We start from the raw sequence: 12,704 nt of genomic DNA on the forward strand, positions 1-12,704 counted from the left end.
GGTCATCTCTCCTGCCGTTTATTTTTTGGCCAAGTCAGCGTAATGCCTAGCCCTCCAAGCGGACTCGGTGCGATTGTCAGGCTGGCCGGCGATTCGAAATGAATGCCCATGCGTTGACGGATATTCCATAACGCGCAGCCCATAGACTCGTCCAGCGGCTGTTCAATTCGCCGCAGCAATTCCGCGATACCCGCCTCGTTCATTCCCTTGCCGTCGTCTTCCACGACAATCCGGTACCGGGTCTCGTCTTCGGCTCCTGTAACGCGAATAAGTCCCGCGCTTCGTTTCTGTTCGATGCCGTGAATGACGCTGTTTTCCGCGAGAGGCTGAATCAGCAGCTTCGGCACGGGCAGCTTTCTCATTGAATCCGGAATGTCGATTTCGTATTGCAGACGGTTCATCCGCAGGCATTGAATGTTCAGGTAATTTTCCACGACGCCCAACTCTTTCTCCAACGTCGTCATCGGTTCGTTCAGTCGAGTCGTATACCGGAAGTACTCGGCGAGATTTTTAGTCATCGCCGTAACGGCTTCGTCGTTGCCCAGCCGGGTCATGTTGTCGATGAAGAACAGGCAATTATACAGGAAATGAGGGTTGATTTGCGCCTGAAGCTGTTTGACCATAGCCTCTCTCGATACGATTTTCTCTTTGTACACCTTGTCGATCAGATCTCCAATTTGCTCCGCCATATCGTTAAAGCTCTCGTACAGGATGTCGAACTCGTTGCGGCTCGCTTTCCGGATTCGGAACGAGAAATCCCCATGCTTGAGCAGCCTGACGCCTTTCAGCAAGGTTACGATGGGGACCTGTACTTTCCTGTACAGAAAAAGAAGAGTAACGACGCCGCCAAGGAACAAAAGCGCGCATGCGATAAAAAAGAAGGTCTGCGTTCGCTTGATCGGCTGAAGGGCCTGATCAAGAGGCAGATAATCGATCATGTACCAGCCGAGCGTCCCGGAAAGCAGGAAATTGACCATATAATCGACCCCGTCGATCGAGATCGTTGCGGTCCCTTCCTGCCGTCCGGACAGTAGGGGAGCAAGCCTGTTCAACACATCGTCAATCCGCTCCGGATCGGATGAGCGGCTTGCGATGACGGGATGATCCGGATGAAAAAAGAAGGACTCGTTGCCGTTCACAGCCGAGCTGTTGAGAATTGCTAGCAAGTTGCTTTGCGGAAACGAGATCCGGATCGTATACGTATTCAGGTTGCGCTCGTTAATGAAACGGGAGCCGATGGAATCCAGCCGCCAGCCGCTCATCGGCTTTCTGTCCGGAGGGGCTTCCTGCAAAGGCGTCGAGCCGATCCATTTGTTCAGCAAGCGGGAGTGGATCGAAATCTGATTGACCCAGCCTCCCGAGAAGCTCTGCAAATTCATTTTCGCCGTCAAATCCAGCATCAACTGTACTTGTTCGTAATTGTCCATCAGGTTCACGGACGGAAGCAACGCCACCTTGGAGTCGGCCTCCAACGCCATGGCCAGCATGTTCATCTGCTCGACGCTTCGATCCAGATTGTTCGTCATAAATCGCAGCCGGTTCAGGTTGTTGATCTGAATATCTTCCCGCACCGTGTTCAGACTGGTATTGATCGTGTACGTATACATGATCATCACGATCACGGTAGACAGCAGCGTTAACAGGAGCAGACTAAAGAAAGTTCGATACTGTTTGAGCATGGCTCGGGTTCCTTTATGGACGTATTTGTCCTTTCATTTTAGGCGTCCGGATCTCCTTTTACAACGAGCCGTGGCCGAATTTGAATCGAATGTTTAGATCGCGATACCGATGTTTGGATTCCGTTATATCGACAGGGTTAGAGCCGCCGTACAATAGGCTGGTGGAACCGATTACAGTCATAGGAGGAACCAATGGAAACTGTCATACCCAACCAAGCTTCAATCGGGAAAAAGAAGGACAAGATCGTGCGAAGAAAGGACAGCTGGCAGCTGTATCTCATGCTTCTTCCCGCGGTGTTGCTTACTCTTATTTTCATTTATGTTCCGATGGGCGGCATTGTTATGGCTTTTCAGGATTACAAGCCCTATCAGGGAATCACAGGGTCGAGGTGGGTCGGTCTGGACCAGTTCAAATTTCTGTTCGAGTATCCAGACAGCGTCCAGGTCATCTGGAATACGCTTCGAATCGCCGTACTCAAGCTCTTCTTCGGTACGATCGCCACCTTATCGTTCGCGCTGCTGATGAACGAGGTTCGGAAAAAGTGGATTCGCAATTCGGTCCAGACGTTCGTGTTTCTCCCTCACTTTTTATCTTGGGTCGTGCTGGGCGGCATCTTTATCGAATTGCTGAATCCGCAGTCCGGCCTGGTGAATCGGTTTTTGGGTGTATTCGGCATCGATCCGATTTTCTTCTTGGGCGACAACAACTGGTTTCTGGTTACCGTGGTCGGGACGGAGGTCTGGAAGGAGTTCGGATACGGCTCAATCATTTTTCTGGCGGCGTTGGCGGGAATCAATCCGGCTCTATACGAAGCCGCGCAGTTGGACGGCGCCGGCAGATGGAAGCAAACGTGGCATATTACGCTCCCGTCGCTCGTGCCTACCATTGTTGTTTGTCTCACGCTGTCGCTAAGTCAAGTGCTGAACGCGGGCTTTGACCAGATTTTCAACCTTTACAATCCTCTCGTATACGAAAAAGGGGACATTATCGATACATTCGTCTACCGCATCGGTCTCATCGGCGGAAATTTCAGCTTCGGTACCGCGATTGGGTTATTCAAGTCGGTAGTCGGTCTCATTCTGATCGTTGGCGGATATCGGCTCGCCTATAAAGTTGCCGGTTACAAAATTTTTTAAGGAGTGAAGTGAATGCAGCAAGTTATCGCATCGGAGCGATGGTTTCAACGTACGAACAACATTTTCATGCTTTTTCTCGCCGCGATATGCATTCTGCCATTAGTCCATGTAGTCGCGATCTCTTTAAGCTCAAGTGCGGCGGTTGCTGTCGGCGAGGTGACCTTCTGGCCGCTCGGTCTGAATTTCTATTCTTATGAACGGGCGCTAGGGGACCCTCGATTGTTGAATTCGGTTTTGCTGTCCGTCCAACGGACGGTTCTAAGTCTCGCACTGGGACTGCTGGTGAATTGCATGGCGGCATACGTTCTGTCCAAAGGCGGGGGGAGAGACGGTATCGCGGGTTACAAAGGAATTGTCGGCTTCTTTATCATCGCCATGCTGTTCAACGGAGGCATGATTCCGACCTACCTGTTGGTCACGAAGCTCGGCCTGTACAATTCGATATGGGCGCTTGTGCTCCCGAGTCTGGTTAACGTATTTTATCTCATCCTGATCATGAACTTCTTCAAAGCGCTGCCGAAGGAACTGGAGGAGGCGGCCTTCATGGACGGGGCGAACCATTGGCAGGTATTCGCCCGAATGTTCCTGCCGCTGTCGCTGCCCGTACTGGCGACCGTCGGTTTGTTCTTGGTCGTGATGGAATGGAACGAATGGCTGATGGGGCAAATTTATATGAAAGGGGACAACGTGCCTCTGAGTACGTTTTTGAAGTCGATTATCGCCGTGCCTGTTATCGACGCAAGCAACGTCAACGAAGCTGCCAAACTAAATAACCGTTCGATCGGCTCGGCTCAAATCCTGATCGGAGCGCTGCCGATTTTGCTGATGTATCCCGTGCTGCAGCGATTTTTTGCGAAAGGGATCGTGATCGGCGCGGTGAAGGAATAATACATTGCAGACCGTTTCATGTTAAGATCGCGATATCGAAAGTTCAGGAAGCGTTATTTTGATGACTTGTATGCGCTTTTATAATGAATATGAATCCTACTTCAACCAAACGGGGGTAAAGAAATGGGTGGCAAAAGAAAAGTTCTATCAGCGGCGATGGCTGCAATTGTTCTTTCCGCGTCGTTGGCTGCGTGCAGCGGGGGCGGAAACGGTGATGACAGCAACAGCAGCGGCGCTCCGGAGAACTCCAAGCCAATCATCGTCAACGGAAAAATCGAACCTGCGGTAACGATTACGATGGTTCGGGGAGAGGACCCTACCGCCAAATTCAAAAATGGGGAAACGTATTACGACAACGTGCATACCCGTTGGGCAGAGGAAGCGCTCGGCGTCAAGCTGGAAACGCTGTGGACATCGCCGACAGCCGACACATCGTATGACACCAAGCTGAAGCTCATGCTTTCCTCCGGTGACAAGTTGCCCGATGTTTTTGTTTCGACCCAGTCCAATACGATTAATTTGTTTATCGAATCCGGCAAACTGATCGACGTAGGCGAAGCGTTTGAAAAATACGCTTCGGAAACGTGGAAAGCAGCCATGGCGGAAACGCCTGAGGCTTGGTATCCGTTCATGCAAGGCGGTAAGAAATACGCCCTGCCGTTACTAAGGCCGACAATGGGAACGCAATCGCCTTTGTGGATCCGACAGGATTGGCTGGACAAGCTCGAATTGAAGGCTCCGACAACGATCGAAGAGCTGGAAGCCGTTATGGATGCCTTCGTGAATCGGGATCCGGACGACAACGGCCTGAAAGACACGTACGCTCTTGACTTCGGCATGAAGGATGCCCTCAACGGTTATCCGATCGGAGATTCGTCGTGGATTTTCGGCTTGTTCGGAGCAATCCCTGAACTCTGGTATCCGGGAGAGGACGGCAAGCTTCAATACGGTTCTATTCAACCGGGGATCAAGGAAGCATTAACAAAACTGAGCGAGTGGAAACAAAAAGGCTACATTGCCGAAGATATCGCTCTTCATGATTTTAATAAAGTAGCCGAGAACACAGCTTCCGGAAAAGTCGGCATGCTGGGCGGACAGAATTGGCTGATGGTCTACCCGGGAGCGCTGATGCTGGCCACTAATCCGACCGCCATGTATGCGCCTTACCCGCTGCCGCAAGGAGACAATGGCAAAAACATGCGCAGGATCGATAATGCGCACACCGGCGCCATCATGATCAGTAAGGATATTTCGGAAGAGGCGTTGCAAGCCTTTTTTCACTACCAGAACGCTTTGTACGAATCGTACAACACTGAGGACTCGTTTCTCTTCCGAGGGTTCCAGGATGGGTATGATTATGTCATCAAAAACGGAAAGGCCGTCGTGGAGGAAAGTCAAATTCCCGGAGGCAAAATCCCGACGATGAAATATACGATTTCCGGGGCTCAGACCGTTTTTACATCCAAATTAACGGAGGCTGCCCTTAAACGGGCTAAAGGCGAGGAGCTGACGAATCGGGAATTGGCTTCTTTTGCCTCAAGCGGTATTCTGGCGGTGGACGACAGCAATCCGCTTGAGAAAATAACGGACGCCGCTACTCTTGTCATCGCTACGCAAACAGAAACTGACGTACCGAATTATTTCCAGGGGCCGGCCACACCGACGATGACTTCGCGAAACGAGCTGCTGATGAAGATGCAAATGGACACCTTCACGGAAATCATATATGGCAAAAAGTCCGCCGACGTCTTTGACGATTTCGTCAAGAAATGGAAATCATCAGGCGGAGACAGTATTACGAAGGAAGTGAACGACTGGTACGTTTCAGTTAAGCAATAACGATATCCGGTAGAACAAACGGCTTCGGTTCATACCGGAGCCGTTTGTTCTTCTGTCGGGAAAGGTCGGCTGAAGGGCTTGCCTTTCCTAAGTTAAGATTGCATTATCCCATCTTAAGATCGAGTTATATATCGCAACTGACGCGTTCGATACACTTGATTCATGACGAGCATGGGAGGTCTGACATGGAAAGAGAGAGGGAACTATCGAACAAAGATTTGATGGGGGACGCCCTGGGGCAATTTTCCCTGAACATAGCAACAGGTTTGCTAGGTATCATTATGTATTATTATACGGACATCGTCGGGGTTTCCGCCGGGCTGGTCGGCACAATTATGTTGCTCACCAAAGCGATTGACGCCTTCGCGGATATTGGCATGGGCGTGCTCGTCGATCGGACCCGTTCCAGACACGGGCAGGCCCGGCCTTGGCTGCTATGGATGGTGCTTCCGCTGTTCGTATCCATTCTGCTGCTCTTTTCGGTGCCGGATATGAGCCCGAGCGCAAAGATCGTTTATGCGGTGGTAACGAATTTTCTTTTCTTTGTTTGCGTATATACGCCCCTCTCCATTCCGTATCTGAGCTTGATCGCATTGACGACCAGAAGCCCTGCGGACCGTGCTCTGATGGGTATCTACCGGGCAGGGTTCGGCTATTTTGCGGGGATGGTTGTGGCTGTCGGGTTCGTTCCGATCGTGAACGCGATGGGCGGCGGATCGACGGAATGGACGCTGCTCGCCGCATTGTTCGGAGCAGCCGCTTCTGTGGGGATCTTTACGGCTTTTCGCGCAACGAAAGAGAAGTACAGCACAGTTCAACTGAAGGAGGCCGGAGAGGTTAAGAAAACGCTTCCCTTTATGTTGGGATTAAGGCTGTTGTTTTCAAACAAGTTTTGGCTGATCGTCGTTTCCGCCGGCCTTCTCGCCAATATTTTATTCGCGATGTCCGCTACGGCAGGCATGTATTACGCCAAATATATTTGGGGCGACGTCAATCTCGTCAGCGTCATGGGAGGCATCGGACTGATTCCGGTCATCGTCGTTTTTTTGCTGTCCGGACCGCTGATCAAGCGATGGGGCAAACGTTATACGGCTGTTCTCGGGCTGGGGATCGGGACGATTGGTTTGCTTCTTCGCCTGCTGGATCCCTACAGCATCCCGTTAGGACTTGTTGGTTCATTGATTCAGGCTTTCGGGATGATTCCGCTCATGATCGTGCTTGCGCCAATGACGGCCGATACGATCGAATACGGCGAATGGAAGCACGGGCAACGCATTGTCGGACTGACGAACAGCGTGAACGGCTTTGGAGGCAAAATGGGAACCGCTTTCGGCACGGCGTTGATCGGTTGGTTGCTGGCATGGGGAAATTACCAGGAAAACGCTGCGGTTCAAGGCGAATCGGCCAAGCAGATGATCATCGCTTTTAACTTATACATTCCCATGATTATTTATATTGCCATAGCTGTCCTGCTGCTGTTTTTCTCGCTAGAAAAACAATACACGCGCATATTGGACGACCTGGAACAAAGAAAAGAAATGATCGGTTAACGCTGCCGTCAAGACCTGTTTTCTATCGGCTGTTTCGCGGCTATTGCGATATGACGTCCGCCGCCTTTAGGCAACATTATCAACGAGCGGGATCCATTTGAAATTGGCGCGTTTCCACATAGTTTCCCTTCGAACGACTTGCTATTTTAGAGGAGAAAGTCAGGTCCTAGGATGCTTAGGAAGGAGAGCCAACAATCATGATGAGGCTGAAAGTAAAAGGAATGCACCTCGTGGATGAAGACGACAATCAGGTTTTGTTTAACGGTTTATGCTTCATATGCAGAGACAGAGAAAAGGGTTACCTGGAACCGAATATTGAAAAGAAGCTGGAGGTATTCGCCAAGCGAGGTTTCAACCTGATTCGGTTGGGCATCTTCTGGGACGGCGTCGAACCCGAACCGGGCGTGTACGACGATGCGTATTTCGACAAGGTAGCCCGGGTTGTGCGCTCGGCCGAACAGCACGGGATCTACGTCTTCCTGGACATGCACCAAGACTTGTTCTCGGCAAAATTTATTGACGGAGCGCCCGAATGGGCCACCTTGGACGAGGGTCTGGACCATCCGGCGGACAATGCGATCTGGTACGAAGCCTATCTCAAGAGCCCGGCCGTGATGAAAGCGGCGGATAACTTCTGGGCGAATCGGGAAGCCGCCGACGGCATCGGCTTATTGGACCACTACGAGGCGATGTGGACGCATATTGCCCGAAAATTCAAAGGGTATTCCAACATGATCGGCTTCGAGCCGATGAATGAGCCTTATATGGGAAGCCTTGCGCCGCAGGTCTTCAGCACTGCGATAGCGGCAATCAGACAAAAGAATCCTTCCTTCGATATCGCGAATGCCCAGTCCGCTTCTTCCGAAGAGCGTGAGCTCATGACGGCAATTCTGACGGAGCATTTCGGCAGGTTCGACAAGGACACATTAATGCCGTTTTACAACAGAATTTTGAGGGCTGTTCGCAAGGAGAGGCTTATTTGTGGAGCAGCACCTACCACCAGTATGTTGAGGGGATGGAAGACGACCCTAATTATCGAAGTCTGGAGAGGGGATATCCCGTTCGAATCGCTGGCAGCCTTCAAAGCTATCGTTACGATTACGATAACAAGAAGTTGGCGGCGAAGTGGGAGGCGAGGAAGGACGGCATAACGACTCTGTACATGCCGGATTTGTCTGCAATCTATAAATCGAATCTAGCGGTTTCAAGGAAATCGAAGGTTAACATAGAATCGTTCGAGGATGCCTCCGGAGGCTTTGTCACGATAACGGCGCTGGAGGACGGAATGGTGGAAGCCGTAATTGGCTGAATCGGATTACTATAGCAGAGGGGATGACAGCGATGAAAATCGTACGCTTAAAAACGAATCGAATAACCAATCCGTTGGGATTTATGCTCGACAAGCCCGGACTATCCTATGTCGTGACGGAGACCGAAGCGCAAAAGCAGGTTGCCGCGCGTTACGAAGTCGCATTGGACGAGAGCTTCTCAACCCTCGTTTACGACAGCGGCAAAAGAGAGGATATCGACAGTCTGGTCTTCGAGCTGCCAATAGAGCTGAAATCGCGAACCCGCTATTACTGGCGAGTAGAGGTTTGGGCGGATAATGGCGATCATGCCGTTAGCGACTCCGCCTGGTTCGAGACCGCAAAGCTGGATGAGGCTTGGAGCGCCCAATGGATCGTTCCCGAGCTGGACAAGGACATTCACCCGGTTCTCGGCCGTTCGTTCGAACTGACCGGACCAGTCTCGTCTGCTCGCGCCTACGTATGCGGCCTGGGACTGTATGAGCTGGAAATCAACGGCGTCAAAGCCGGGAACGAATATTTGACGCCTCTTTTTAACGCTTATCAGAAGTGGCTGCAGTATCAGACGTATGACGTGACGGAGCTGTTGCGGCAAGGCGGAAACCGCGTAGAGGTCAAGCTCGGAAACGGGCTGTACAAAGGGCGCTTCGGCTTCGACGGCGTTTCGACCGAATTGTACGGCAAGGAGTTCGCGATGCTGTGCGAGATTGTCGTGACTTATGCGGACGGGTCTGCCGTCGTCATCCCTTCCGATACGTCGTGGACGGCGAAGAAAAGCCGGGTGATGGGCAGCAATCTGTACGACGGGGAAACGTATGACGCTACCTTTGAACTCTCGGAATCGTTCCCTGTACGAGAAGGCGAACTCGGATACGACCGGCTGACGGCGCGGCTCAGCTTGCCTGTCGTCGTCAAGGAGGAACTCAAACCGATCGAGGTTATCCGAACGCCAGCGGGCGAGACCGTGCTGGACATGGGGCAGAATATGGTCGGCTGGATCCGCTTTCGAACGAAAGCTCCCAAGGGTACGGTTATTCGTTTGCAGCACGGCGAAGTGCTGCAGGACGGTCATTTCTACAATGAAAACTTGCGGACTGCCAAGGCCGAGTACGTCTATACGGCAGACGGTACGGATGCGATCGTTCGCCCTTATTTTACCTTCTTCGGATTCCGGTACGTCAAGGTGGAAGGCTGGCCGGGCGAACTGAATCCGGACGATTTTACCGGCTGCGCGCTTTATTCCGATCTTGAAGAGATCGGATCTTTCGAAACGAGCGATCCGCTCGTCAACCGTCTGTTTCTGAACGCTCTATGGGGGCAAAAAGGCAATTTCCTCGACGTTCCGACGGACTGTCCGCAGCGCGATGAAAAGATGGGCTGGACTGGCGACGCGCAGGTATTTTCCGGAACGGCGTGCTTCAATATGGACTCGTACGCTTTCTTCCGCAAGTACGGCTACGATATGGGGAAGGAGCAGGAGGATCGCGGCGGAATGGTGCCGATGGTCGTTCCAGCGGCGAACGTACAAGGCGGCGGTTCGAGCGCCTGGGCGGACGCGGCGACGATTATTCCGTGGAACGCCTATTTGCATTACGGGGACAAAGCGATTCTTGAACAGCAGTTCGAGAGCATGAGAACATGGGTCGATTACATCATCCGGGCAGACGAATCGACAGGAGGCCGCCGCCTGTGGACGAGCGGATTTCATTTCGGAGACTGGCTGGCGCTGGACGGAGCCAATCCCGATTCCCCGATGGGCGGAACGGATACGGATTTCATCGCGTCCGCTTATTATCGCTATTCCTCGCAATTGGTTGCCAAGGCGGCCAAGGTGCTGGGCAAAGAAGAGCTGGCAAATGACTACGGGCGGATTTCCGAAGAGGTTAAGGCTGCGATAGAAGACGAGTTTTTCAGCAAGAACGGCCGCTTGGCGTTGGACACGCAGACGGCGTATGCGGTAGCGCTGTTTATGGACCTCGTCCCGGACGCTCATCGCAAGAGAGTGATAGAGTCGCTGCGCAAACGGCTGAAGCTCGACCGCAACCATCTCAAGACGGGCTTTGTCGGCACCCCGTATTTGAATGCCGTACTATCGGACAATGGCTGCAACGACCTGGCGTACACGCTGCTGCTGAATGACGATTATCCAAGCTGGCTGTACGCCGTCAAGCTGGGAGCTACGACGATCTGGGAGAGATGGAATTCCATCCTGCCCGACGGTAAAATCAGCAGCACCGGCATGAATTCGCTGAACCATTATGCGTACGGTGCGATCGCCGAGTGGATGTATCGGACTGTCGCGGGGATCAATCCGACAGAGATCGCGCCGGGCTTTCGCCGGGCGGAGTTGGCGCCGCAACCGGATTTTCGCTTGCAGTGGGCCAAATCGAGCGTTCAAACCGCCGCAGGCCTGTACAAGAGCGAATGGTCGTTCGACAAGGCTGGGAATCTTACATTCTTCTTCGAGATTCCCTTCCATGCAACGGCGCTCGCCCGCTTGCCTCGCGCGGATGCGGCGGCGATGACGGTGAACGGCGAACCGCTTTCCGGATCCGGAATTGAAGGCGCTCAGCAGGGAGAAGAAGTGCACCTGGAGCTGTCCGCCGGACGCTATACGATTCGATACGAGCCGACGAAGAGTTACATTCGGCGATTGAGCACACATACGCCGCTCGTCGAGCTATTGTACGATGAGGGGGCAAGACCGCTGATCGCCAGCTTGCTTCCGCACGGAATGGAGCTTAATCCGGATACGCTCGGCGCCTCGATCGGAGAAGCCTCCCTGCGGGACTTGTCGGCCTATTATCCGATGGAGGCGGAGATGCTTGACGATCTGGACGCGAAGCTGGCGTCTTTGTCTGCGACCTGAAACGGTTCGGAGGAGATGATGAGCGATGAAAGTCACGACGCTGGAGCTTGCCAAAGAAGGCGCTACGTTGACCGGTTATGTTCTTGATTCTTCCAAGGAATTGTCCAACGCACGCGTTCGCCCGGCCGTTCTGATCTGTCCGGGCGGCGCATATCGGCTATGCTCGGACCGGGAAGCCGAACCGGTCGCGATGGCGTTTCTTGCGGAGGGCTATCAGGCGTTCGTGCTAAGGTATTCTCTTAGAAGTCCATGACGGATACGGAGGCGGCCAGCTGGTTCGGGCTCTGTACGGCCTGGCTCCGGCGTCAATTCGGGGATTTTGCCGCCGACAAGGACGTCATCCTTGATGAAGAAACGACCGGGTATTCCGTAGATGTCCAACTGGGCGTACTCTGGAAAAATCCGGAATGCAGGCGGCTTCTCCTCGACATGCTGCCGATTTTGGAAGAGAGCTCTAAGCTGCAGGAAGCGATGGGAGCTCCGCTCCGAATGATCGTCAAATATGGCGGAGGGTTTCTGTCTGAAGATGAGCTGAAGGAATTGGATGAACGGTTAAGGGAAGTTCCCTTTGTCGGCGGATATTGAGAGACGTTCGTTCCTCAAGCGGGTAGAGGAGAAGGGAGAGGCCATGATTGAGAATCCGTCCTGTCTGGTCGTCGTTTATGTGATCGAAGGAGAAGGGAAGCATAACTTGGGCGGCCTGGACGTTACGGTAAAGCCGGGGGAGATGTATATGATTCCTTCGGCCGAAGCGGATGCGGTCCGGGAAGTCGATGTCGAGAAGTCTCTTCAATGGATACGGCTGGTTTTTCGCGCAGAGAGCCTGGGGATGGCCGCGCCGATCCTGCCGATGAGGTGGAAGGTACTTGGCGAGCATCGCGACGAATTGATCCGGGTGCTGGAAGAGATGTCCCCTTACCTCCGGGAAACGGCGAACGTTCCCGAAGTAGATCCGACATCGGTATGGACGCAATTCATGGCCTTTTTTCTTTCTCCGTCCAAAGCGAATCTACAAACGTTCGAGGAAAACGAGGTTACGATTCGCCGAGCGATTCATGAGATGGGGCACCGATTCATGACCCGTTTTTCCGTATCGGAAATCAGCCGCAAAGCGGCCATGAGCACGCGCCAATTCCAACGTAAATTCAAATCTCTGACGGGAATAACCTACATGAAGCTGCTGCAGGAAGTCCGCATTCGACATAGCTGCGGGTTGCTGAGATTTACCCGATTAAGCGTTCAGAAGATTGCCGAGTCCGTCGGTATCTACGACATGCATCACTTCTATCGGCTGTTTCGCGAGTATTGCGGCACGACCCCAAGCGAATTCCGGCATTACAACTCCCTTTCCGGGTCCGAGTGGTTTCGATACTGATTGGGAGTTATTTTTGTTAAAACGCTAACCAATTAAACTTGAGAAGCAACATAATTGTCG

Annotated in this window: 11 protein-coding genes; 10 read left to right on the forward strand and 1 reads right to left on the reverse strand. The window is 52.7% G+C overall.

The features are described 5' to 3' along the window. Positions 1 to 2 precede the first annotated feature (2 nt). The gene (locus ACESLM_RS08500; protein WP_372631122.1) at positions 3 to 1,679 is read right to left on the reverse strand and encodes a sensor histidine kinase; all 1,677 of its coding nucleotides are present in this window, start codon (positions 1,677 to 1,679) and stop codon (positions 3 to 5) included. Between the two features lie 192 nt (positions 1,680 to 1,871). On the opposite strand from ACESLM_RS08500, the gene ACESLM_RS08505 reads away from it, so the two are divergent. The 10 genes from ACESLM_RS08505 to ACESLM_RS08550 all read left to right on the forward strand — a co-directional run bounded on the left by ACESLM_RS08505 (position 1,872) and on the right by ACESLM_RS08550 (position 12,644). After that, the gene (locus tag ACESLM_RS08505) at positions 1,872 to 2,816 is read left to right on the forward strand and encodes an ABC transporter permease (protein ID WP_372631123.1); all 945 of its coding nucleotides are present in this window, start codon (positions 1,872 to 1,874) and stop codon (positions 2,814 to 2,816) included. A 12-nt stretch (positions 2,817 to 2,828) separates the two neighbouring features. After that, a complete protein-coding gene (locus tag ACESLM_RS08510) occupies positions 2,829 to 3,704 on the forward strand; it encodes a carbohydrate ABC transporter permease (RefSeq protein ID WP_372631124.1) in 876 nt (291 codons plus the stop codon). 123 nt (positions 3,705 to 3,827) lie between these two features. After that, positions 3,828 to 5,543 (forward strand): type 2 periplasmic-binding domain-containing protein, encoded by a 1,716-nt coding sequence (locus ACESLM_RS08515; protein WP_372631125.1) that lies wholly within the window; start codon positions 3,828 to 3,830, stop codon positions 5,541 to 5,543. A 185-nt stretch (positions 5,544 to 5,728) separates the two neighbouring features. Beyond that, on the forward strand, positions 5,729 to 7,093 hold the full coding sequence (locus ACESLM_RS08520; RefSeq protein WP_372631126.1) for an MFS transporter: 1,365 nt from the start codon (positions 5,729 to 5,731) through the stop codon (positions 7,091 to 7,093). 230 nt (positions 7,094 to 7,323) lie between these two features. After that, positions 7,324 to 8,244: a glycoside hydrolase family 5 protein gene (locus ACESLM_RS08525; RefSeq protein ID WP_372631127.1), complete on the forward strand. Its 921-nt coding sequence runs from the start codon at positions 7,324 to 7,326 to the stop codon at positions 8,242 to 8,244. Beyond that, on the forward strand, positions 8,160 to 8,402 hold the full coding sequence (locus ACESLM_RS08530; RefSeq protein ID WP_372631146.1) for a hypothetical protein: 243 nt from the start codon (positions 8,160 to 8,162) through the stop codon (positions 8,400 to 8,402). Before ACESLM_RS08525 ends, ACESLM_RS08530 begins: the two co-directional genes overlap by 85 nt. 32 nt (positions 8,403 to 8,434) lie before the next feature. Beyond that, the gene (locus ACESLM_RS08535; RefSeq protein ID WP_372631128.1) at positions 8,435 to 11,269 is read left to right on the forward strand and encodes an alpha-L-rhamnosidase; all 2,835 of its coding nucleotides are present in this window, start codon (positions 8,435 to 8,437) and stop codon (positions 11,267 to 11,269) included. 25 nt (positions 11,270 to 11,294) lie between these two features. Beyond that, positions 11,295 to 11,522 (forward strand): hypothetical protein, encoded by a 228-nt coding sequence (locus ACESLM_RS08540; protein WP_372631129.1) that lies wholly within the window; start codon positions 11,295 to 11,297, stop codon positions 11,520 to 11,522. After that, positions 11,519 to 11,854: a hypothetical protein gene (locus ACESLM_RS08545; protein WP_372631130.1), complete on the forward strand. Its 336-nt coding sequence runs from the start codon at positions 11,519 to 11,521 to the stop codon at positions 11,852 to 11,854. Before ACESLM_RS08540 ends, ACESLM_RS08545 begins: the two co-directional genes overlap by 4 nt. 43 nt (positions 11,855 to 11,897) lie before the next feature. Next, complete coding sequence (locus ACESLM_RS08550) at positions 11,898 to 12,644, forward strand: helix-turn-helix domain-containing protein (RefSeq protein WP_372631131.1); 747 nt, start codon at positions 11,898 to 11,900, stop codon at positions 12,642 to 12,644. Positions 12,645 to 12,704: the final 60 nt, after the last annotated feature.

Source organism: Cohnella sp. (assembly GCF_041641335.1).
Taxonomy (GTDB): Bacteria; Bacillota; Bacilli; order Paenibacillales; family Paenibacillaceae; genus Cohnella.

Bases quoted from the DNA above. Each gene is read 5' to 3' on its own strand.
- ACESLM_RS08500 (WP_372631122.1), bottom strand. From the start codon at position 1,679: ATGCTCAAACAGTATCGAACTTTCTTTAGTCTGCTCCTGTTAACGCTG.
- ACESLM_RS08505 (WP_372631123.1), top strand. From the start codon at position 1,872: ATGGAAACTGTCATACCCAACCAAGCTTCAATCGGGAAAAAGAAGGAC.
- ACESLM_RS08510 (WP_372631124.1), top strand. From the start codon at position 2,829: ATGCAGCAAGTTATCGCATCGGAGCGATGGTTTCAACGTACGAACAAC.
- ACESLM_RS08515 (WP_372631125.1), top strand. From the start codon at position 3,828: ATGGGTGGCAAAAGAAAAGTTCTATCAGCGGCGATGGCTGCAATTGTT.
- ACESLM_RS08520 (WP_372631126.1), top strand. From the start codon at position 5,729: ATGGAAAGAGAGAGGGAACTATCGAACAAAGATTTGATGGGGGACGCC.
- ACESLM_RS08535 (WP_372631128.1), top strand. From the start codon at position 8,435: ATGAAAATCGTACGCTTAAAAACGAATCGAATAACCAATCCGTTGGGA.
- ACESLM_RS08540 (WP_372631129.1), top strand. From the start codon at position 11,295: ATGAAAGTCACGACGCTGGAGCTTGCCAAAGAAGGCGCTACGTTGACC.
- ACESLM_RS08545 (WP_372631130.1), top strand. From the start codon at position 11,519: ATGACGGATACGGAGGCGGCCAGCTGGTTCGGGCTCTGTACGGCCTGG.
- ACESLM_RS08550 (WP_372631131.1), top strand. From the start codon at position 11,898: ATGATTGAGAATCCGTCCTGTCTGGTCGTCGTTTATGTGATCGAAGGA.